Below are 20439 nucleotides of genomic sequence, written 5' to 3' on the forward strand. Positions count from 1 at the left end.
GCCCAAAATGCATGCGGTGATGGAGAGGATGTCGCGCATGGTCACGAGACCTCGCCGCTGCGGATGGCGGCTGCGCGATCGCGGACGGCCTGCTTCTCTGTGTCGTGCAGCCGCGCCACGTTCTTCACCTGCAGGGCCATGCGCGGATTGCCGGCCAACGCGGATTCGTGCTTCATCAGGAAGTCCCAATACAGCGTGGTGAAAGGGCAGGCCTTCTCGCCAGTGCGCTGCGCGGGGTCGTAGCGGCAGCTTTGGCAGTGCGGGCTCATCCGCTGAATGTACTTGCCTGTGGCCACGTAGGGTTTGCTCGCCATCAGGCCGCCGTCGGCGTACTGGCTCATGCCGAGGGTGTTGGGGAGCTCCACCCACTCGATTGCGTCGACATAAACCGCCAGGTACCAGGCGTGCACCTGCCGAGGCTGCACGCCATACAACAGCGCAAACAGGCCGGTGACCATCAGGCGCTGGATGTGGTGGGCGTAGCCGTGCTGCAGAGTCTGCCGGATCGCATCGGCCAGACAGGCCATGTCGGTCGCGCCGGTCCAATACCAGGCGGGCAAATCTTCGCGCGCGTCCAGCCTGTTGAGCTCAGCGTAGCCTGGCATGCGAGTCCAGTAGATGCCGCGCACGTACTCGCGCCAGCCAATGATTTGCCGCACAAAGCCTTCCACGCTGGCGAGCGGCGCCGCGCCTGCGCGGTACGCGGCCACGGCGGCATCAACCACCTCGCCGGCTTTCAGCAACTTCAGGTTCAATGCAGCCGACAGGTGCGCGTGGTAGAGCCATGGCTCGCCGGGCCACATCGCGTCCTGGTAGCGGCCAAAAAGCGGCAGGCGCTCGGTGATAAAACGCTCCAGGGCCGCCAGCGCCTGCGCACGCGTCACTGGCCAGGCAAAGCTGTCTACCCGGCCGGGGTGAGAGGCGAAGCGCACTTCGACCAGCCCGATCACCTCGCGGGTGATGGCATCGGGCCTGAACACCGCGCGCGGTGGCACGGTGCCCGGCCCGCTGCTAGTGAACGCTTCGCGGTTGTCTTCGTCGAAGTTCCACTGGCCGCCTTCGGGATGCTCTCCCTCCATCAACACATCATGGCGCTTGCGCATCTCGCGGTAAAAATACTCCATGCGCAGCGACTTGCGCCCGCGCGCATAGGCTGCAAATTCGCGCACGCTGCAGTAGAAGTGGCGATCCTCGCGGATGTCCAATGGCAGGCCATTCGCCCGCGCCACGGTTTTCACTTCCTCCAGCACGCGCCAGTCGCCAGGGGCAGTCATCACCAAGCCGGCGGGGCGCAGGCGTTCGATGTCGGCGTGTAGTTGGGCCCGTACGCTGCCATGGTTGGCGTTGTCGTCCAGCCGGGTGTAGTGCAAGGTCCGGCCGGCAGCGTGTGACCGCAACGCTTGCGCGAAGTGCCGCATGGCCGCCAGGAACATCACGATGCGCGGCCTGCTCGACCATACGTGCGTTGATTCCTCAGCCACCTCGGCCATCCACACCGAATCGCGGGCGGCGTCGAAGCCATCGAAACCCGCCGCGTCGAGGTCGAGCTGGTCGCCCAGAACCAGCACGAGGTGGCGCAGTTCAGCCACCGGCAGCCTCTGCGTTCCGACAGGCGCCGAAGCACAAATCTACCTGGCCCCAGCTGCGGGTCCAGCGGCGGCGCCAGCACAAGGGCGGGCCGCAGTTTACGCAGGCCTTGCTGGAAAAGGGCCAGCAATGTTGCCGCGCAGCCATGGGCACGGTGTCCGGCGCGCGCCGGCGAGTCGACTCGAATGGATCCGTTTGCAATCGGGCACTGCGCGACTTCGGCATTCGCGCAGTGTAGCGACGATGCTTCGGCCGGATGCCGCCGAACGGTCGCTTTGGGTGGGTCATACGCGACGTAGATCGCAACCATGCGCGAGCCTCATGGCTATTTCCAATGACCTCGAAATAATCGCTTTGCCCGGGAGCGAGGCGACCCGCGTGCTGGGGGCCGCTTCGAACCGTCGGCCAGAGCTTAAGGGGCGAAACCATGTCTGAAGACAACAGCGAAGAGTGAAATTGAGAAACTCGACGAACTTCGCAAGAAAAAGCATCGCGTTCTCAACTTTGAGTGCCGTTCCGGCCGGATGCGGCGGAGGGGATGGTGCTCGACCGGCCGCGGTCCCTTCCGCAGTCTCTTCTGCCGTCGCCCCGGCTCTGAAACGTGCATTCTCCCGTCATCGCAAACTGCTGCGCGCTGAATGAGCAAGGCTGCGTCGTTTCGTGTCGCATTTTGCTGAATGCCTCGCATCCGCACGACGATCGACTTTGACCAGTAGTCTGATGAAGACTGTGCAGCCTGCAAGACATCGCCGCTCCACGTCTTCGACGTATGCGTAGACACGCCGTCCGTCTTCCGGACGCGCAATTTGAGAGGTGGATCGCGAAGACTGTGGAGGTGGTCGCCCGGCGTATGAATGCGATCGTAAATGGCCGCGAGCGACTCGCCGCGGTCCGTCGTTGACGGGTCAACATCGACCCGAAGTTCAACCGGGCGATGAAAAGGGATGCGGAAATGGGGGAACGGCAGTGCAGGGATCCATGGCGTAAGCCCGTCGGAGTGGACGGTGTCGGTCCAGAAAGAGGCTTGCCGTTTGCTGACCCGCTTTCGGCTGGGAGTGGATCGACAGAGGTAGTCATCGCTCGTTCATGCCGATCGAGCACCCGGCGCACTTCAACGACCGCCTGCTGCTCGGACTCAAGGGCACCATGAGCGAGGCCGAGCTGCACGTGTTGCGCGCGCGCCTGCAAGGCGGGATCCTGAACAAGGCGCGCCGCGGCGAACTGGAGATGCGCCCGCCCGTGGGGCTGTTCTACGACAGCGAGGGTGTGCTCGGCCTGGATCCGGATCGGCAGGTGCAGCATTGTCTGAGGTGGTTGTTCGCCGTGCGCCCGTGGTCGCAGTCTCGACCTGCACCAGAGGATTGAAATGACTTGCATCGCATTTCCCGGGATGGGATGGCCCCGAATTTTAACGATGACCGAAAGGCCGGCGGCCTCATTCTCAATTACCAAGGACGCAAGAAAGTCGCCGTCGGCTTCAAAAAATTCAATAGTTTCGCAGCCCATGCTCGACGGACGTTTGCCAAATTTGCTCGATCGAGGCCAAGGGCCCATTCATCAACACATCCTCAGGCCGCGCTCGTTAATGGCCGCAGACTGTTTCTGCCACGACCAGTCGTCTTCACGGCCCCACACACAGGTTGGGCACGGTGAGACGTTTAAAGAGGTTTAACGATGACACGGCTGAAGAAGGGTAGTGATCCAGTGCCTGCTTGAATTTCGGATCGCTGAACGCGGCGCGAAAGTGCGCTACTGACTCCCAGAGAGCATAGTTGATGAAAACTGTGCTGCCTCCGATTCCTTGGTGCATCTGAGTCGAGATATAGCCGGGCTGCGCTTTCATCCAATTTGCATCCGTTTCCCATGCCTTGAGCAAAGCAGGGATGTCTTCCTTCGCGACCTGGAACATGTTGAGCAATACGACCGGCGAAGCCTCAGTATCGAGCTGCTGAAGGATGGGCACGTTCTCGTCAAGTGGTTTGAGCTGAAGCATGGCGTTCGTCCTTTATGAGTCGGGGTTGCCCGGGGGGTAGTCACGCCCAATTTTCTACAATAATGGCGCTGCGGACACCTTTGGTCAGCCGCCGACACTGTTTGCCCGACATCGGCGGCGCTAGTTCGCCGGCACGAACACGCAATGCTGCCAGCATGGGCTGGCCTCAATATTTGGCCTCTTCGATATAATTATTCTGGGAAATGGTCGCGCCCAGCCGCCGCATCTCTTCCATCACGTCGACGCCGCCGTTCAACCGCTCTTTCGCAGCAACCTTCCGGGCATTCTCAAGTGCTTCTGCGCTTTCCCAACGTGCAACATTGACGAACTGAAATGGGCTATCACCGTCCACAGTGAGATGCATGACGCCGTCAAGCGCCCCGGGCTGTTTCGGCATAATGTCTCGGGTCTTACGCCAAGTCGTGAGCAGCTCGTTCATGTTTTCTTTCGGCAGCGAGAAGTGAACAATGGTGGTGATGCCTGTCATATTGATCTCCTGGGCTTTGCTGATAGTCGTCCACAGCCGGTACTTGCCTCGACGACCTGTAGCGCAGTTCGAGCGTATCAGCCGAAAGAGGCGCAGACCGTCTGTTAGCGCACATAGCAGGGTACTGCCGGTTCCAGATAGGGCATTGATAAACGACTCCAGTTGCGCGGCTACCCGCGCGCGCTGCCTCGGCCAGGGCAAAGCGACTGGGCAATCCTCTCATGCCATGCCGGGCTTACATTCGGCGACATTTGGCGACAACCGGCCAGTCTTGCGAGAGTGCGGCATTGGGACGGACTTGGCGTCGCCCTCGACTGCACCCTCAGCAGCAAGAGTCCTCTCGGCTGCTGAGCGACTCGGAGGCAGAGGTTCGGCGTCTACGCAAAGCCCTGGACGTCTTTTTGGCCGCCACCGCGATGCTCCAGCCTGCGTGGGCGGAAGGCGGGCGGCGGGGTCATCAAGCAAGGCTCATCACCTTCGGGAGATGAGATGAGGCGATCACGGCGAGCAACTTCATGGGCATGGGCATCTCCAGGCGGTCACGGTTGACCAGGCGCCGAATTGTTTAACAGGACCGAGTGTTGGCCACGGCGGTCATCGCCTAAACCCCCGCTCGAAGTCATGATCACCACTGCCAATCTCGCGCGGCGCCTCCGCATCCGACGGAGAACGCTTCAATGGCTATAGCCACCTGTTTGGTTGGTGCTATCGCTAACACCGGGGACGGGGGGCGCGGCGCGGCTGCGGGAATATTCGTCCTGACGCTGGTTCTGTTGTACGCAGCTTCGACGCTTTATCGCGCGTCCCAGGGTCCGGCGAACGAGCAGATCATTGCGCGATCTACCTGGTGATTGCCGGCACGCCGTTCGGCCTGGTTTCACTGGGCCAATGGTGGGGAGCAACCCTGGTCGGTGCGATGTGCACCCTTTCCATGTCGGGCGCTGCACTGGAAATCCGCCTCGAACAAGGCACGCCTCCTTCTTTGCAAAGGTACCTGGCCATGGGCTGGCTGGCCGTGCTCGCAGCGGCCCCGGTCATCGCGGCGCTGGACAGAGTCGCCCTGGCCCAGCTCCTGGCAGGCGCAGCCTGCTATTCGCTTGGCACCGTGTTCTATCGAAATCGCCGCGGCTGGCGCCAGTCCCCTACCTGTGGTCGGATTTGCTAGAAAATTCGATTGTGGATGCGTTCGGCTAAGAATTTCTCGCCGCCGCGATGGGCCTTAAGGCCGCGATCAACTATTTGACATAAAACGCATTGTATGCGATAAGTCATTGATTTATATGGGGTTTTTGACCACAGCTTACTCGAATATGTCGGCTGATCTCGACCGTAGGCAGGATCTGCCGCCGCATCACAGGAGGCCCAGAAACTTGACCTGATGCAACAAGCCACTGGTCCAGCTCGGCGACTTGGCACCCTGTGTCATGCGCGAGACGCCTTATGCGACCCAATCACTCAATGGATCTGCTCACGCGGGCCAGCACGGATTGCGGCACCTTGATTCCCAAATTCCTAGCGGTCCTCAAATTGATGATGAACTCGTAGCGCGAAACCAATTCGACCGCGAGATCGGCCGGCCTGGCGCCGCTCAAGATCTTGCGGACGTACTGGGCGGTGCGTGGCCAGAGTTCGGAGGTATCGGTCGTATAGGTCAGCAACACGCCCGCTTCCGCGAAGTTCCTGCCATCGGCAACTGCCGGCAGGCGGTAGCGTGCGGTCAGATCAGCAATGCGTGCTTCATGGATTGACGCAAGTGGGAACTGGTTGATGGCAACAGCGTTGAAGCCTTCATGGGAGATTCGTTCGAATGCTGCGTCAAATTCGGTCGCCTCTTTCACCTCGAAGAACTCCGTGCGGAACGTTCGACCGGCCATTGGCACAGGCCTCAGGCGCAGAAATTCACTCTTGAAGGGCTCTCCGAAGCTCATGTCAATCACGGCGATGTCGGCCGTACTGCCGACCACCTCGGTCAGCAACTGAAATCGCTTGAGATCTAGCTGTTTCGAGAAGATCGCGTTGCCAGTCAGGTTGCCGCCGGGGCGCGCCAAGCTTTGTACGAGCCCCGAGCTCACCGGATCGTTGACAAGGTAGAACACAATAGGAATGGTCGTCGTCGCCCTTCTTGCTGCGAATGCCCCGGCTGTCCCACTCACTACGACGATGACATCCGGTTTGAGCGCCACAAGTTCTGCCGCGGCGGCATCCAGACGAGATGCGCTACCGGCCGCCGCCCGCGAGTCAATCACCACATTCACACCTTCCACGAGCCCCAGCTTCGTGAGTTCGGTGAATTTTTGACCGCTGGGAAGGTTGGGGTCGGTCAACCACAGCATGCCGACACGAAATACCTTGCTTGCAGGCTGCGCGTTTACGAACTGCAATACGAGCGTCGCGCAGCCGATGGCACTCGTGAACGCGCGGCGCCCTAGGCGCGGCGTGGGAGTAGTGTTGAATGCCAAGGCCGACATTGATCCCCTCTATTCAGGCCGGCGTAAACATCCAGCGAATCGCCGGACCCGACGCTGCCGCAATTCTGGCAGAACCCGAAGAGCGCCGGCGCGTCGCCTATGCCAACACGAATCAACCGAAGAAGAGCGGAGATCGAAGTTGAACGAGATGCTGCAACTGTCGCTCCGCAGCGGTCGCGGTCCTTCCCTGCCGCAGGGTGAATGCACGCTGTGGGGTCGGCACCAGTCGCTCAACAGCAAAGGTCGCCTTGGTGTCGACTGCAGGTCTCAAGGTATTGCGGTCATAGTCCCCCGGTTGCCCGCTGTCGACCGAGCCCTCAAAGTATCGAACGACTGCTCTGTTCGCCCCGGCACGCGGCCAGACTACCCAATCGTGATGAGGTTGACGCCGCAGTGCCACAAATCGAAGCATGCCCCTCCAAAGTAGGGTGCCGGTCTGCGATAGTTCGACTCGCATGTGCGCGTACAGCGCTCGACCACCTGGAGGGGCTTAGAGTGAAACATTGGCCTGGCGCGCTGTTCGCCATCATCGTCGGCATCTCGGGCTGCGCGAGCCCAACAGCAGGCCCCGGGGCGCTTCCCAGCGGTGGCGTCAAAAGCGGAACTGGGCGGTATTTCGTGCTGCGCGATTTCGGCTTGGCGTACACGCAAATCGATGCAGTCACTCCAGCTGCTTGCTTCCGACTGCGCAATGAGCTACGAAACAAGTTAGCGGCGACTAGCCCACAGTCTGCGGACTGCGAAAACGTGGACCAGAGCGAGAACCTGCCGTATTCCCTCAAGGCTACAGACGCCTCAGGCGCCACGGTCCAACTCAAGTCGTTCAACCGTGCGCTCTGCACAGGTTGGGTGCGAACGCTTTCGGGAACACAGGGTGTCAAAGTCGACAAGGAAGGCTGTCAGCTCGCACAGGACCTCGTAAAAGGAAAGCGCTTCTTCCAGGTCCTGGATGGAGGCAGTGTCGCGTTCGCTCAGATGGACTTTGGCACCGAGGCCAACTGCCGTCAGTTCGAGAAGATTCGCAGTACTGCTTCGCCACAGGGCAATGGGAGCGCACGCTTCGCCTGCGCCGACGCATCCCAAAGCCGGGACATGAAGTACACCATTCGACTCGTCAGCGACAAGGAGCTCCCCGTCATTGAAGTTGAAGCGCGCGACAAGGACATTTGCGAAATGCTGGCGCGCGGTTCGCCCGAGCAGTATGCGGGCGCCCGGCCGGAGTGCACCTTCAATCAGTAGGCCTCAGTCACTCACGTCCGCTGCCAGCCGGACTGCTTCGGCCGGGCCGTGGAAACGTTGCGCGTTTTCCCCGAGAGGATGGACAAGAGGTCGGCCGACACTCGTCGCTGGACAGAGGGAACGCGTGCCCGCAACTAATGCGTGCATTAACTGTCGTCGCCAAGGGCGATGAACACCAAGATCACGCACGCTTGCACGGTATGGTCACTGTCCACGGCAGCCGGCCTTGCGTCGATTGCAGCGGCATGTTCACCTCGGGCGGATTCTGTATGCACAACTGGGACATCCCCACCATGTCTCGAACATCGGATGCCAAAGGCGCCCCCGCGACCTTGGCGTACAACGCAATGCTTGGAACGGGAAGCCTTCTCCAAGGCATCTGCAGGGAGCACCTCGGTCTGACGCTGCGGGCTTTCCCGAGAAGCCGCAAGTCGACCCTTGAAAGCTTCTGCCCGGAGGCATGCGCTTCCAGGGCAACTGCCCCCTGAACCAAGCGGTCGTATGCGCGTCACGAACGTCCGCTTTCTCGTGAATTCCGGGGCACGGCTCACTGTCCGGCTCTGTTTAGGGTCGTGAGATACCTGCCCGGAGACTGGCGCTGAGCGATGCACGAACGACCGGAGGGCAGGTGTCGCACAAGCCTCGGGGGAGGAAACCGCGGACCGAGTCCACAGCGGGGTTCAGGGCGCTGATCTTGTCGGTCTCGAAGCGGAAGTCGCGGGTCTGGAAACCCGATGCGGTGTCCGGCCCGTACCACTTGAAGAAGATCTTCTCGGCCTGGCCGGATTTCTCCAGATCGCGCAGCGTGTCGTCGACCACGGCCTTCAGCGCGGGCTCGCCCTTCTTGATGCCGATCGCCAGCGATTCGGTGCTGAGGTTCTGCTTGAGCACGACGTACTGCGCCTTCTGCGGACCGAGCTTGGCATAGCTGCGCAACAGCGCCGCCTCGTCGTCCACGTAGCCCACGCCCTTGCCCTGCTGCAGCGCCTGGAAGGCCTGCTGGCTGGTGTCGAAGGTGACCACGTCCACGCTCGGCACGGCCTTGCGCAGGTTGGGCTCCTGCGTGCCTCCGCGAATCGTCAGCACCTTCTTGCCCGCGAGCTGCGGCACCTCGGCAATGCCGCTGTCCTTCTTCACGATCGCCTTCTGGCCGGTGACGAAGGTGGTCAGCGAAAAGTCGATCTGCGCCTCGCGCTCCTTGTTGTGGGTGAGCCCGGCAGCGACCAGATCCACGTGGCCCTGCTGCAGTTCCGGGATGCGGGCTGCGACCGCGATCTGCTTGAGCACGGGCTTCACGCCGATCTTCTGCGCGATGGCCTCGGCCAGGTCGACTTCATAGCCGACGATCCGGCGCGTCTTGGGATCGATGAAGGCGGCCGGCTCGTCCGTTCCGAGCACGCCGACCACGAGTTCGCCCCGCTTCTTGATGTCGGCAAGCTGGTCGGCATGGGCGCTGAGTATCGGCAGCAATGCAGCGGTGGCGAGCAAGGTCGCGATGAGCGGGCGGTGAAGATATCAAGTAAGCGTCCGACGACCAAATACAGATTTCGAATACTGCAAACGCATTGCAGCGGCAAGGACGCGGCCCGTCTAGCGCTGCTGGCCCCACTTGCGGACCGTGAGGCGTTCGAGCGTGGCGAAGCCCAGGCTCTCCACCGCCAGCCCGATCAGCACGACCAGCGCCAGTCCCGCGAACACGCGGTCGGTGTAAAGCTCATTCCGGTTCTGGAAGATGTACCAGCCGAGCCCGCCCTTGCCCGACGACGCACCGAACACCAGCTCCGCTGCGATCATGGTGCGCCATGCGAAGGCCCAGCCGATCTTCAGTCCCGAAAGGATCGCCGGCAAGGCGGCCGGTACCAGGATCTGCAACACATAGCGCAGCCCTTTCAGGCCATAGTTGCGGCCTGCCATGCGCAGCGTGTCGGGCACGCCCTGGAAGCCTGCATAGGTGTTGAGGGCCAAGGGCCACAGCACCGAATGGATCAGCACGAAGACGAGGCTCCCGCGCCCGAGGCCGAACCACAGCATCGCCAGCGGCAGGAGCGCGATCGCGGGCAGCGGGTTGAACATCGATGTCAGCGTGTCCAGGAGATCGCGGCCCACCTGCGTTGACACCGCCAGCGTGGTGAGCGCGAAGGCCAGCAGCACGCCGGCCACATAGCCCTGCAGCAACACGGCCAGCGAGACCCGCACCTTCTCGACGAGTTCACCGCTGGCGAGTCCTTCGACCACTGCACGCGCGGTCGCCACGAAGGTCGGTAGCAACAGGTCGTTGTCCTGCCAGCGCGCCACGACTTCCCACAGCAGCGCGAGCGCCAGCAGGATCACGCCCTTGCGCAACCAGCCCTGCAACCACAGGCGCGTGGCAAGCGGCAGCGACCGCTCGACCGGCACTTCGGTGAAGGCTTCGAGCCGGCGCTCGTACTCGGGCCGCACCGGCGGTTCGATGACCCAGCTCATGAGGCCCGCGCTCCTTCATGCGGATCTTCGAAAAGCAGGCGATGGATGCGCTGCGCCGCAGCCTGGAATTCCGTGCCGCCCAGGCTTTCGAGCGAGAAGCCGTGGCTGTTGATCTCCGCGCGCATGCGGCCCGGATGCGGCGACAGCAAGGCGATGCGATTGCCGACCACCAGCGCCTCTTCGATCGAATGCGTGACGAAGAGCACGCTGAAGCGCACCTCCTCCCAGAGTTCGAGCAGCTCTTCCTGCATCTTGCGGCGTGTCAGCGCGTCGAGCGCGGCAAAGGGCTCGTCCATGAGCAGCACGCGCGGCTGCATCGCGAGCGCACGGGCGATCGCGACACGCTGCTTCATGCCGCCGGAGAGCTGGTGCGGATGCACATCGGCGAAGGGCGCAAGCCCGACCTTATCGAGGTAGTGCATCGCCCGATCGGCAGCCTCGTTCCTGCCCAGCGTCCGGGAGGCCAGCAGCGGGAACATCACGTTCTGCTTCACCGTCTTCCACGGCGGAAGCTGGTCGAACTCCTGGAACACGACGATGCGGTCCGGCCCCGGTGCGACCACGGCCCGGCCATCGAGCAGGATCTCGCCTTCCACCGGCGCGATGAATCCGCCGATGGCCTTGAGCAGCGTCGACTTGCCGCAGCCCGACGGGCCGAGCAGCACGAAGCGGTCCGCCTGATGGACATCGAAGCTGACGCGGTGGGTCGCCCGCACCACGCGCTCTGGCGTGCGGTATTCGAGGCTCACGCCGTCGACCTGCAACAGTGCGGCGGCTGCATCGGATGCTGCACCCTGCGCATCCGGACGATGTGCCAAAGGAGCGGGCGAATTCACGCGACGCCGCCACGGCGATGCGGCAAGGCCGGCGGAACGAAGAGCCGGCGAGCGCATGCTCAATTGCCCCCGGCGTTCTGCGCATCGTCGAAGAAGTAGTCCTTCACCGATGCAGGCTTGTTCTTGATCGCGCCGACGCGATGCATGAAGTCGGCCAGCGCGTAGGTGTTCTGCGGCGTGGTCATGAACTGCACCTCGGGGTTCCTGATAATCTTGAGCAGGAGATCGCGGTCGGTCTTCACGTTGCCGACCTTGATGAAGATGTCGGCCGCCTTCTCGGGGTTGGCGGCGACGAAGGTCGCGGCTTCGTTCAGCGCCTCGACGAAGGCCTTGTAGGTCTTCGGATTCTCGTTGCGGAATTTCTCCGTCGCGTACAGCACGGTGGCCGATGCCGGACCGCCGAGGACCTCGTAGGAGTTGAGCACGATGCGCGCCTTCGGGTTGCCAGCCAATTCCTGCTCCTGGAACGGCGGGTTGCCGAAGTGGCCGGTGATCTCGGTGCCGCCCTTGATGATGGCCACGGCGGCATCGGGATGTGGCACGGCGACGCTGATCTTGTCGAGCCGCGCAAAGTCCTTGTCGCCCCACAGCTTGGCCGAGGCCAGTTGCAGCACGCGCGATTGCACCGACACGCCGACGGCGGGCACGGCGATGCGGTCCTTGTCCGTGAAGTCCGCGATGGTCTTCACCGCCGGGTTGTTGCTGACGAGGTAATACGGGAAGTTGCCAAGCGATGCCACGCCCTTGACGTTTTGGCGGCCCTTGGTTCGGTCCCAGATCGTCAGCAGCGGGCCGACGCCCGCGCCCGCGATGTCGATGCTGCCGGAAAGCAGCGCATCGTTCACGGCTGAGCCACCGGAGAGCTTGACCCATTCGACCTTGGCGTCGATGCCTTCCGCCTTGGCGTGCTTCTCGATCAGCTTCTGCTCCTGCGCCACGTTGAGCAGCAGGTAGACGATGCCGAACTGTTCGGCGATGCGGATCTGTCCCTCCGCGTGCGCAGCAAGGCTACCCAATAGCAGGCCGAGGCTGGCGGCCAGCGTCGCGACCCTTTTCGTGAAACGGTTCATCAAGCGAATCCATGGAGCGGAAAAAATCCAAGCGGCGAATGTAGGTGCCGGGTTCGTTATCGAGAACGAACGATTTCTTGCTTGCTTATGAGCAACTCGTCTGAGGAGACGACACGCTCATGGCTTGTCCACGACCACGGCGTCGCTGATCCGGATGGCCTTGGGAATCAGCTTCAGGTCGAAGAAGGTATCGGCGATCTTCTGCTGGTCGGCTGCGACCCGCGGCGTGATCGGCTTCACGTTGAACTCGTAGCGGCGCAGCGCAAGCTCGACCACGTCGACCGGCAGGCCCTGCAACGGTGCGATGAGTTCGGCCGCCTGCAGCAGGTTCTTCTTGAGCCAGATGCCTTGCGCGACGGAGTCCTCGAACAGCGCATCGATGACCTTCGGGTTCTTCGCGACGAAGCCGCGCTCGCCCAGGTAGAACTGGTAGTTGTTGACCACGTCGGGTGTGCCATCGGCGAGCACGCGCGCGCCGGTGGCCTTTTCTGCGGCGGCCTGGAAGGGATCCCAGATGACCCAGGCGTCGACGTTCCTGCTGTCGAAGGCGGCACGCCCATCGGCCGGCGCCAGGTACACCGGCTGGATGTCGCTCAGCTTCAGGCCGTCCTTCTCGAGTTGCTTCACCAACAGGTAGTGCACGTTGCTGCCCTTGTTGAGCGCGACCTTCTTGCCCTTGAGGTCCGCGACCGACCGGATCGGCGAGTCCTTCGTGACAAGGATCGCCTCGGCGCGCGGTGCGGCCGGGTCGTAGCCGAAGTAGACGAAGCGCGCGCCGGCGGCCTGCGCGAAGATGGGCGGTGCTTCGCCCACGTAGCCCACGTCGACGGCGCCGACGTTGAGGCCTTCGAGCAGTTGTGGCCCTGCCGGAAACTCCACCCACTTCACGCCGAAGCCGAGTGGTGCGAGCTTCTTCTCCAGCGTGCCCTGGGCCTTCTGGAGCACGAAGAGGCTCGCCGACTTCTGATAACCGATGCGAAGCTCGCCCTTGCCAGCTTGCGCATGGGCGGGGGCCGGGGCGAGCACGCCGGCCAGCAGGATGGCAGCGCAGGCGAGCAGCGCAAAGAGCGAGAGCAGCGAACGTCGGGAGGTGTCGCAGACTGAAAGCATGGGAGATCCTGGTGGCGTCGACTGAGACGGCCGCGATTGTCCGAAGCGCTGCGCGGAAGTGGAACGACCGTTAAATCAGGTGCATATAGCCAAATCAACCGACAGGCTCGCTTGGCATGGGGACCCAAGAAAAACGGGCCCGAAGACCCGTGAACGTCGTCATTCAACGACGAGGAGACACCCTGCCGCCATTCGCCTTCACCTCTTCGGTGCAGGCCTCAGGCCAAGACCCCGACGAACGGCCTCGCGGCCCCTCAATGAGGAATGGCCTTCATCTTAGGCGGGGGCAAAGCCTTTGTCGAATTCGCTAGACGCGCTTGCTTATGCGTTCTTTGCATGCCCTGCACGAACCGCATGAGCACATGCAGAAACCTTCGTGGTCAAGCGAAGGAAACGTACCTACGCTGCACGCCGACAGACTCGAAAAGGATGATCGATGAAGATTCTGGTGGTGGGCGCCGGCGCCCTGGGCGGTTACTTCGGCGGCAGGCTTCTGCAGGTGAGGCAGGACGTGACCTTCCTGGTCCGTGCGCCGCGCGCCGCACGATTGGCGACACGCGGCCTGAGCATCCACAGCCCCGCGGGCGACATCCACCTGCCGTCGCCACCGACCGTGCTCGCGCATCAGGTCAAGACGCCCTACGACCTCGTCATCGTCGGTTGCAAGGCGTACGACCTCGAAGGGACGATCGCCGCGTTCGCGCCCGCCGTCGGCCCCGGGACCGCCATCCTCCCGCTGCTCAACGGCCTCCGCCATCTGGACCGCCTGACCGAACGCTTCGGCTACGGCAGGGTACTCGGTGGCCTCGGGGTGATCTCGGCCGCGCTGGACGAGAACGGCGCGGTGCTGCACCTCAGCCGCGACCACACGCTGGCCTTCGGCGAACTCGACGGCGTTCGCAGTGCACGCGTGGACGCCATCGCTGCCGCCTTCGCATCGGCCCACTTCGACAGCCGGCCGAGCGACAGGATCCTGCAGGCCATGTGGGAGAAATGGGTGCACATCGCGACGCTGGCTGCGGCCACCAGCCTCATGCGCGCAAGCGTGGGCGACATCGTGCAGGCGGGCGCGCAGGACGTGGCCCTCGAACTGCTGAACGAATGCAGCCGCATCGCCGCGCACAACGGATTCCCTCCGAGCGCGGAAGCCGTGGGTCGCACGCGCGCGACGGTGACGGCGCCGGGCTCGACCCTGACCGCCTCGTTGCTGAAGGACATCGAACGTGGCGCCCCGATCGAGGCCGATCACATCCTCGGCGACTTCCTGCGGCGCGGGCGCTGGTCCACCGCCGACACGGTCCTGCTGCCACTGGCCTACGCACAACTGCGCAGCTATGAGGCCCGGCGCGCGCGGGATGCCGCCGACGCGCAACCGGCGCATCGGCTCGTCGCCTGAGCGCGATGGCGGCCGTCGGGCCTCAGCCGGTCCGACGCTGCCCCGCCAGCTTGCGCACCACGGCCGCCATCCGGTCGATCTCGTCGAAGGTGTTGTAGAAGGCGAGCGACGGCCGCACCGTGGTCTCCACGCCGTTGCGTCGCAGGATGGGCTGCGCGCAGTGGTGTCCCGTGCGCACCGCGATGCCCTCGTCGTTGAGCGCGTGGCCGACCTCTTCGGTGGTGTAGCCGTCCAGCACGAACGACATCACGCTGGCCTTTTCCGCCGCGGTGCCGATCAGCCGCACGCCGGGGATGGCGCCGAGTTGCTGCATGCCGTAGACCAGCAACTCGTGCTCATAGCGCGCGATGTTCTCGATGCCGACCTTGTTCACGTAGTCGATGGCCGCACCCAGCCCCACCGCGTCGGCGATGTTGCCGGTGCCCGCCTCGAACTTGCTCGGGATCGGCTGGAACACCGTCTTCTCGAAGGTGACGTCGGCAATCATGTTGCCGCCGCCCTGCCAGGGCGGCATGTCTTCCAGAACTTCGCGCTTGCCCCAGACCACGCCGATGCCGGTCGGGCCGAACACCTTGTGGCCGGAGAAGACGAAGAAGTCCGCGCCGATGTCCTGCACGTCGACCCGCATGTGCGAGACCGACTGCGCGCCGTCCACGAGCGCGACCGCGCCGGCGCGATGCGCCAGCTCGACGATCTCCTTCACCGGCACCACCGTGCCCAGCGCGTTGGAGACCTGCGTGACGGCCACGATCTTCGTGCGGTCGTTGAGCAGCTTGCGGTACTCGTCGAGCAGCACCTGGCCCGAGTCATCGACCGGGATCACGCGCAGCCTGGCGCCCTTGGCCGAAGCGAGTTGCTGCCACGGCACGATGTTGGCGTGATGCTCCAGGTGGGAGACGATGATCTCGTCGCCCTCCCCCACGTGCTGGCCGCCCCAGCTTTTGGCCACCAGGTTGATCGCCTCGGTCGTGCCGCGCACGAAGATGACTTCGTTCACATCGGGCGCGTTGATGAACTTCCGAACCCGCTCGCGTGCGCCCTCGTAGGCATCGGTCGCGCGGGCGGCGAGTTCGTGCGCTGCGCGATGGATGTTCGAGTTCTCGTGCTCGTAGAAGTACGAGATCCGGTCGATCACCGATTGCGGCTTGTGCGTGGTCGCTGCGTTGTCGAACCACACCAGCTGGCGGCCGTTGACGCGCTCCTGCAGCACGGGGAAATCTCGCCGCACGGCGTTCACGTCGAAGGGCTGGCGCTGGCCCGCGGTCGCTATCGGCACATCGTCGTGCGGGGACCGCATGGCTGGCGTGACGTAGCCGTTGGTGAGCCGCACGGAATCGACGAAGTAGTACTTGGGCTCGCTCGACGGGGAAGCGGCGAACGCGGCGTCAAGCGGCGGCGAGGCCTGCGGGCGACCGTGCAGGTCGCCACCGGCGGGCCGGACCAGCGAATAGCTCGCCAGTTCATCGTGCACGCGAAGCGTGCCGTCCGTGCCACGTCCCCCGGCCGATGGCTGCCCGTAGGTGTCATCGAGGAAGTAGAACGGCGACGCATGCGACGCGGCCTGCCCGGGGGAAGCCGCCTGCGCTTCGGGCACGCCGAGCAAGCCGCTGCCCAAGCGCGGCTCGTAGGCGGGAACGGTGCTGGTCACCAGGTCGGGCACGCCGTTGGCGGAGGTGGCGTGCGGCAGCAGGGCCGGTGCCCGGTTGCCGAGCGACAGCACCTGCGTCGGCGAGGCCGGTATCAGGTTGGTGCCAGGGACCTGCCCTTGCGGGATCGGCGTGCCCGGCACGCTCGGCCCGAAACCCGCGGGACTGACCAGCGGAGAGCCCGGGGGCGCGATGTTGGCGGGCGCCTGCACGCCCGGCGGAACGACCGGAACGTTCGCGAAGCCCGCAGGCGGCGTGCCTGGCAAGCCTCCGGCCGAATGCAGACCGGCCGGCGCAGCGACCTCGCCTGGCAGCGCAGCGAAGAGCTGCGTCGCGAGGCGAGCGAGCACCGCCGGATCGAACGGCGCCCCGGTCAGGCCGGGCTGAAAGTCGGACGTACTCACCGTGCGTCTTCTTACTTGTAGGTGTCGAGCACGGTGTAGTCGTGGTACTTGCCGACCTCGACATCGTCGAGCACCGCCAGCGCGTCGGTGGTCAGCACCGCCAGCGAGCAGTACAACGAGATCAGGTAGGAGGCGATCGCGTGGTTGTTGATGCCCATGAAGCGCACCGACAGGCCCGGGCTCTGCTCACCGGCCAGCCCCGGCTGGAACAGCCCGATCACGCCCTGGCGCTTGTCGCCCACGCGCAGCAGCAGGATCTTGCTCTTGCCATCGGCCACCGGTACCTTGTTGGACGGAATCAGCGGAATGCCGCGCCAGGTGATGAACTGCGAGCCGAACAGGCTCACGGTCGGCGGCGGCGTGCCGCGACGCGTGGCCTCGCGGCCGAAGGCGGCGATCGCCAGCGGATGGGTCAGGAAAAAGGCAGGCTCCTTCCACACCTTGGTCAGCAGTTCGTCCAGGTCATCGGGCGTCGGCGCGCCGGTCAGCGGAAAGATACGCTGCTCGTCAGTCACCTGCGCCAACAGGCCGTAGTCGGGGTTGTTGATGAGTTCGCTCTCCTGGTTCTCCTTGATCGTCTCGATCGTGAGGCGGAGTTGCTCCTTGATCTGGTCGTGCGGGCTGCTGTAGAGGTCGGAGATGCGCGTGTGCACGTCGAGGACGGTGCTGACGGCGTTCAGGTAGTACTCGCGCGGATGCTCTTCGTAGTCCACCCAGGTGCGCGGCAGCTGGTTCTCGCTTTCCTTCGCGGTGCAGACGACCTGGATCGACTCCGGATTCTTGACCTTGTTGAGGCGGTAGATGCCGGCCTCGACCGGAACCCATTGCAGCAGGTGCGTGAGCCACCGCGGGCTGATGGTCTCGAGCTGGGGAACGCTCTTGGTGGCATTGGCTAGCTGGCGTGCGGCGCTGTCGCCGAGAGCGTGCGTTCCGCCGACTGTTGCTGTCATGGGTGAAGACTCCGTGGTTCAGGAAAAGGGTTGGAGGCCAGTGTCGAAAGATTCGGGTTTTCCCTCAACGGGCTATAGCCGCCAAACTGATGAGCTGGCCGGCGCGATGCGCGTCGAGCTGTTGACTGTGCGAGAGCAAGGCCGCCACATCGAGCTGCAGCGCGATGGCAAGCTTCTCCGCGGTGACGATCGAGGCGATCACCCGCCCTCGCTCGATCTCGCCGACATAGGAGCGATCGAGTTCCGAGCGTTCCGCCAGCTGCACTTGCGACCAGCCGTTCTGCACTCTCAGCTGGCGCACCGTCACGCCGAAGCGCTCGACCAGCGCATTCACTGGACCGACACCGCGAGAGCCTCGCCGGCGGGCGCAGCGTTCAGTACGCCGGCCTGCGTCACGCTCGCGCCCGGCGGAACGTCCGAAGTGAGCCATACGTTGCCGCCGATGACCGCGCCGCGGCCGATCGTGACGCGCCCCAGGATCGTGGCGCCCGCGTAGATGACGACTTCGTCCTCCACCACCGGATGGCGCGGCAGGCCCTTCTGGAGAATCCCGTGCGCATCGGCCGGAAAGCGCTTGGCGCCGAGCGTCACCGCCTGGTAGACCCGCACGCGCTGCCCGATCACGACGCCCGTGCCATGGTCGATGAAGAAGCCGCTGCCGATCCGCGCGCCGGGGTGGACGTCGATGCCGGTCTGGCCATGGGCCAGTTCCGCCACGATGCGCGCGAGCAGCGGCAGGTGCAGCCCGTAGAGCTGATGCGCAAGGCGGTGGTAGATCATGGCCAGCACACCGGGATAGCAGAGCAGCACCTCGTCGACGCTGTGCGCGGCGGGGTCGCCGTGGTAGGCCGCGATGACGTCGCTGTCGAGCAGGCGGCGAATGCCCGGCAAGGCCGCGCCGAACGCGTGCACCGCGTCGCGCGCCTGCGCATCGACCTCCGCCGCGGGGCGTGGCGCATGACGCGCGACGTAGTGAAGTTCCAGTCGCGCCTGTTCATACAGCGCATGCAACGCGGCATCCAGCGTGTGCGCGACGTAGAAATCCTCGCCGTCGTGGCGCAGGTCGGACGGCCCCAGCCGCATCGGAAAGAGCGCGCCCTTGAGTTGCTCGATCACACCGGAAAGCGCGTCGCGCGATGGGAACTCGCGGCCGGCCGCTTCGCGCGGACGCTTCTGCGCGTCACGCCATTCGTTGCGGACGCCGTGCAGCGCGTCGACCAACTTGTCGACCTCGAATCCAGACATGCTCATTCCTCCTCGTTGTGGGTACGCCCGGTTGCGCGCTCTTGGCGGCGCGCGTCCCTCGCTCAGTCCTGGACCCAGGGCAGCCGGTGGAATCTCCAGCCGTCCGCCACGCCGCGATGCTGGTTGGCGTCGATCTCGCCCTCGAAACCCTCCAGCACATTGAAGACATGGCTGAACCCGGCTTTCGTTGCGGCCTCCGCCGCGAGTGCCGAGCGCTTGCCGCTGCGGCACAGCAGGAGCACCACGGCGTCCTTGCCGCCATCCTTGGCGAGCTTGGCTTCGAGTTCGCGCACGAAGCGCGGGTTGCGGGTGAGCGCGGTGCCGGTGGCCCACGGCACGTGCAGGCTCTCGGGCACCTGCCCCACGAATTTGCGTTCCTCGCCCGAGCGTACGTCGACCAGCACGGCCTCGCCCCGCTGGACGAGTTGCCATGCGACCGTCGGCGCGACGCCGCCGGCATAGGGAAGGTTCTGTTGTTCCGCTGCGGCCTGGGCTTGCTCCAGTGCGGCCGGCAGCGCGAGGGTGTCGACGTCCGATGACATGAATGGCTCCGTTGTGAAGAATTGCGGGTCGCGCGTGATGGCGATAGACCACTCTAGGAGGAACCGCATCCAACACAAACGACTGAAAAATCAGTTCCTAACAACCGATTCATCTATGTCCGGACATCGGGATGAGAGCCTTCGCCCGGCCAGAACACCAGCGCGCGCAGTTCGATGCTGCGGCGCGCCGGCGCATCGGGGCCCGTGTCCGGATGAACGAACGCGGTGTGCGCCGTCAGGCGCGCAGTACCGTCCTCGCGCGAGTCGTAGATCTTCATCAGAAGCGGTTCGTCGCTGCGCAGCCGCGGGAACCAGTACCAGCGGTGCTCCGGGTTGTACAGAAACGAATAGGTCTCGCCGACCTTGTCGGGGTAGACGAGGTCACTGGGCACCAGATCCCCTGGCGCGATGGAGCGCGCATCGCACAGTGCCAGCGGCAACTGCTCCACGGTCGCCAGCGGCCGCCACAGGTTGATGATGGCGAAGCGGTGCTTGAGCCGTTCAGCCGCTTCGTCGGGAGGCAGATGGTCGCGCACGCGGCGCGGTCCCGAGACGAAGGTCTGGTCGTTATGCACCCTGCGCACGGGTTCGCGCAGCGTCTTCGTCGTGCGCGAGCCTTTCGCGCTGTCGCGCAGGGTGTGGTCGAACACCACGACCTTCTCGGCACCGGTTGCCTTGCGCAGCAGTTCGGCCGATTCGGCGTAGTACAGCGTGCGGATGGCCGCATCTTCGCTGAAGTCGGTCAAGGCGCTGCGGTGCGCGAGTTGAGAAAATCCGCTGCGGTCGAGCGAGAGCTCGCCCAGTGCGGCCAGCGAGCGGCCGTCGTGGATCGTGACCCATTCCGGAGCCAGCTCGCCGGTGCTCCAGGGCGTTCCGGCGGGCGGCTCGAAGGTGTAGCTGACCGGCCGGACGTCGCCCGGCGCCAGGTAGTTGAGTTCGGCCCGCACGGCAGAGACGTTCGCGACGCCCGGCCAGGCATTCAGTACGGCACTCATGGGAATCT

20 protein-coding genes are annotated in these 20439 nt (G+C 64.2%); 4 read left to right on the plus strand and 16 right to left on the minus strand.

Annotated features, from left to right (window positions below; genetic code table 11):
- Nucleotides 1-41: 41 nt before the first annotated feature.
- Both ACSFBL_RS27560 and ACSFBL_RS27565 read right to left on the minus strand, forming a co-directional pair.
- A complete protein-coding gene (locus tag ACSFBL_RS27560; RefSeq protein WP_435519007.1) occupies nt 42-1589 on the minus strand; it encodes a cryptochrome/photolyase family protein in 1548 nt (515 codons plus the stop codon).
- Entirely contained in the window at nt 1582-2016 is a 435-nt protein-coding gene (locus ACSFBL_RS27565) for a DUF2256 domain-containing protein (RefSeq protein WP_435519008.1), read from the minus strand. Before ACSFBL_RS27565 ends, ACSFBL_RS27560 begins: the two co-directional genes overlap by 8 nt.
- Before the next feature lie 657 nt (nt 2017-2673).
- On the opposite strand from ACSFBL_RS27565, the gene ACSFBL_RS27570 reads away from it, so the two are divergent.
- Complete coding sequence (locus ACSFBL_RS27570; protein ID WP_435519009.1) at nt 2674-2952, plus strand: hypothetical protein; 279 nt, start codon at nt 2674-2676, stop codon at nt 2950-2952.
- Between the two features lie 256 nt (nt 2953-3208).
- Here ACSFBL_RS27570 and ACSFBL_RS27575 read toward each other — a convergent pair whose 3' ends face one another.
- A complete protein-coding gene (locus tag ACSFBL_RS27575; RefSeq protein WP_435519010.1) occupies nt 3209-3580 on the minus strand; it encodes an antibiotic biosynthesis monooxygenase family protein in 372 nt (123 codons plus the stop codon).
- 166 nt (nt 3581-3746) lie between these two features.
- A complete protein-coding gene (locus tag ACSFBL_RS27580) occupies nt 3747-4067 on the minus strand; it encodes an antibiotic biosynthesis monooxygenase (protein ID WP_435519011.1) in 321 nt (106 codons plus the stop codon).
- Between the two features lie 751 nt (nt 4068-4818).
- On the opposite strand from ACSFBL_RS27580, the gene trhA reads away from it, so the two are divergent.
- Nucleotides 4819-5232, plus strand: a complete 414-nt coding sequence (gene trhA / locus ACSFBL_RS27585) for a PAQR family membrane homeostasis protein TrhA (protein ID WP_435519085.1) — start codon at nt 4819-4821, stop codon at nt 5230-5232.
- Between the two features lie 286 nt (nt 5233-5518).
- On the opposite strand, the gene ACSFBL_RS27590 is transcribed toward trhA, so the two are convergent.
- Nucleotides 5519-6535 (minus strand): ABC transporter substrate-binding protein, encoded by a 1017-nt coding sequence (locus ACSFBL_RS27590; RefSeq protein WP_435519012.1) that lies wholly within the window; start codon nt 6533-6535, stop codon nt 5519-5521.
- Nucleotides 6536-7030: 495 nt separating this feature from the next.
- On the opposite strand from ACSFBL_RS27590, the gene ACSFBL_RS27595 reads away from it, so the two are divergent.
- A complete protein-coding gene (locus ACSFBL_RS27595; protein ID WP_435519013.1) occupies nt 7031-7774 on the plus strand; it encodes a hypothetical protein in 744 nt (247 codons plus the stop codon).
- A 564-nt stretch (nt 7775-8338) separates the two neighbouring features.
- On the opposite strand, the gene ACSFBL_RS27600 is transcribed toward ACSFBL_RS27595, so the two are convergent.
- The 5 genes from ACSFBL_RS27600 to ACSFBL_RS27620 all read right to left on the minus strand — a co-directional run bounded on the left by ACSFBL_RS27600 (nt 8339) and on the right by ACSFBL_RS27620 (nt 13253).
- Complete coding sequence (locus ACSFBL_RS27600) at nt 8339-9271, minus strand: ABC transporter substrate-binding protein (RefSeq protein ID WP_435519086.1); 933 nt, start codon at nt 9269-9271, stop codon at nt 8339-8341.
- Nucleotides 9272-9364: 93 nt separating this feature from the next.
- A complete protein-coding gene (locus ACSFBL_RS27605; protein ID WP_435519014.1) occupies nt 9365-10237 on the minus strand; it encodes an ABC transporter permease in 873 nt (290 codons plus the stop codon).
- Nucleotides 10234-11130, minus strand: a complete 897-nt coding sequence (locus ACSFBL_RS27610; RefSeq protein ID WP_435519015.1) for an ABC transporter ATP-binding protein — start codon at nt 11128-11130, stop codon at nt 10234-10236. The genes ACSFBL_RS27605 and ACSFBL_RS27610 overlap by 4 nt, the downstream gene beginning before the upstream one ends.
- A gap of 2 nt (nt 11131-11132) precedes the next feature.
- Complete coding sequence (locus ACSFBL_RS27615) at nt 11133-12143, minus strand: ABC transporter substrate-binding protein (RefSeq protein ID WP_435519016.1); 1011 nt, start codon at nt 12141-12143, stop codon at nt 11133-11135.
- A 117-nt stretch (nt 12144-12260) separates the two neighbouring features.
- Complete coding sequence (locus ACSFBL_RS27620) at nt 12261-13253, minus strand: sulfonate ABC transporter substrate-binding protein (protein WP_435519017.1); 993 nt, start codon at nt 13251-13253, stop codon at nt 12261-12263.
- A gap of 436 nt (nt 13254-13689) precedes the next feature.
- Between ACSFBL_RS27620 and panE the strand changes: the two genes are divergently transcribed.
- On the plus strand, nt 13690-14649 hold the full coding sequence (panE, locus tag ACSFBL_RS27625) for a 2-dehydropantoate 2-reductase (protein WP_435519018.1): 960 nt from the start codon (nt 13690-13692) through the stop codon (nt 14647-14649).
- A gap of 22 nt (nt 14650-14671) precedes the next feature.
- Here panE and ACSFBL_RS27630 read toward each other — a convergent pair whose 3' ends face one another.
- The 6 genes from ACSFBL_RS27630 to ACSFBL_RS27655 all read right to left on the minus strand — a co-directional run bounded on the left by ACSFBL_RS27630 (nt 14672) and on the right by ACSFBL_RS27655 (nt 20431).
- Nucleotides 14672-16699, minus strand: a complete 2028-nt coding sequence (locus tag ACSFBL_RS27630) for a family 2A encapsulin nanocompartment cargo protein cysteine desulfurase (RefSeq protein WP_435519019.1) — start codon at nt 16697-16699, stop codon at nt 14672-14674.
- Between the two features lie 11 nt (nt 16700-16710).
- Entirely contained in the window at nt 16711-17649 is a 939-nt protein-coding gene (locus ACSFBL_RS27635; protein ID WP_435519020.1) for a family 2A encapsulin nanocompartment shell protein, read from the minus strand.
- Nucleotides 17650-17713: 64 nt separating this feature from the next.
- Nucleotides 17714-17983: a helix-turn-helix domain-containing protein gene (locus ACSFBL_RS27640; protein WP_435519021.1), complete on the minus strand. Its 270-nt coding sequence runs from the start codon at nt 17981-17983 to the stop codon at nt 17714-17716.
- Nucleotides 17980-18894: a serine O-acetyltransferase gene (locus ACSFBL_RS27645; RefSeq protein WP_435519087.1), complete on the minus strand. Its 915-nt coding sequence runs from the start codon at nt 18892-18894 to the stop codon at nt 17980-17982. The genes ACSFBL_RS27640 and ACSFBL_RS27645 overlap by 4 nt, the downstream gene beginning before the upstream one ends.
- Before the next feature lie 62 nt (nt 18895-18956).
- The gene (locus ACSFBL_RS27650; RefSeq protein ID WP_435519022.1) at nt 18957-19436 is read right to left on the minus strand and encodes a rhodanese-like domain-containing protein; all 480 of its coding nucleotides are present in this window, start codon (nt 19434-19436) and stop codon (nt 18957-18959) included.
- A gap of 113 nt (nt 19437-19549) precedes the next feature.
- Nucleotides 19550-20431, minus strand: coding sequence for a CmcJ/NvfI family oxidoreductase (locus ACSFBL_RS27655; RefSeq protein ID WP_435519023.1), 882 nt, complete (start codon nt 20429-20431; stop codon nt 19550-19552).
- Nucleotides 20432-20439: the final 8 nt, after the last annotated feature.

It is taken from the genome of Variovorax glacialis (genome assembly GCF_051216375.1).
Classification (GTDB): Bacteria; Pseudomonadota; Gammaproteobacteria; order Burkholderiales; family Burkholderiaceae_C; genus Variovorax.

Coding starts and splice junctions, on each gene's coding strand:
- panE (WP_435519018.1), top strand. CDS start 13,690: ATGAAGATTCTGGTGGTGGGCGCCGGCGCCCTGGGCGGTTACTTCGGC.
- ACSFBL_RS27575 (WP_435519010.1), bottom strand. CDS start 3,580: ATGCTTCAGCTCAAACCACTTGACGAGAACGTGCCCATCCTTCAGCAG.
- ACSFBL_RS27610 (WP_435519015.1), bottom strand. CDS start 11,130: ATGCGCTCGCCGGCTCTTCGTTCCGCCGGCCTTGCCGCATCGCCGTGG.
- ACSFBL_RS27645 (WP_435519087.1), bottom strand. CDS start 18,894: ATGTCTGGATTCGAGGTCGACAAGTTGGTCGACGCGCTGCACGGCGTC.
- ACSFBL_RS27620 (WP_435519017.1), bottom strand. CDS start 13,253: ATGCTTTCAGTCTGCGACACCTCCCGACGTTCGCTGCTCTCGCTCTTT.
- ACSFBL_RS27605 (WP_435519014.1), bottom strand. CDS start 10,237: ATGAGCTGGGTCATCGAACCGCCGGTGCGGCCCGAGTACGAGCGCCGG.
- ACSFBL_RS27580 (WP_435519011.1), bottom strand. CDS start 4,067: ATGACAGGCATCACCACCATTGTTCACTTCTCGCTGCCGAAAGAAAAC.
- ACSFBL_RS27655 (WP_435519023.1), bottom strand. CDS start 20,431: ATGAGTGCCGTACTGAATGCCTGGCCGGGCGTCGCGAACGTCTCTGCC.
- ACSFBL_RS27590 (WP_435519012.1), bottom strand. CDS start 6,535: ATGTCGGCCTTGGCATTCAACACTACTCCCACGCCGCGCCTAGGGCGC.
- ACSFBL_RS27615 (WP_435519016.1), bottom strand. CDS start 12,143: ATGAACCGTTTCACGAAAAGGGTCGCGACGCTGGCCGCCAGCCTCGGC.
- ACSFBL_RS27650 (WP_435519022.1), bottom strand. CDS start 19,436: ATGTCATCGGACGTCGACACCCTCGCGCTGCCGGCCGCACTGGAGCAA.
- ACSFBL_RS27635 (WP_435519020.1), bottom strand. CDS start 17,649: ATGACAGCAACAGTCGGCGGAACGCACGCTCTCGGCGACAGCGCCGCA.
- ACSFBL_RS27565 (WP_435519008.1), bottom strand. CDS start 2,016: ATGGTTTCGCCCCTTAAGCTCTGGCCGACGGTTCGAAGCGGCCCCCAG.
- ACSFBL_RS27570 (WP_435519009.1), top strand. CDS start 2,674: ATGCCGATCGAGCACCCGGCGCACTTCAACGACCGCCTGCTGCTCGGA.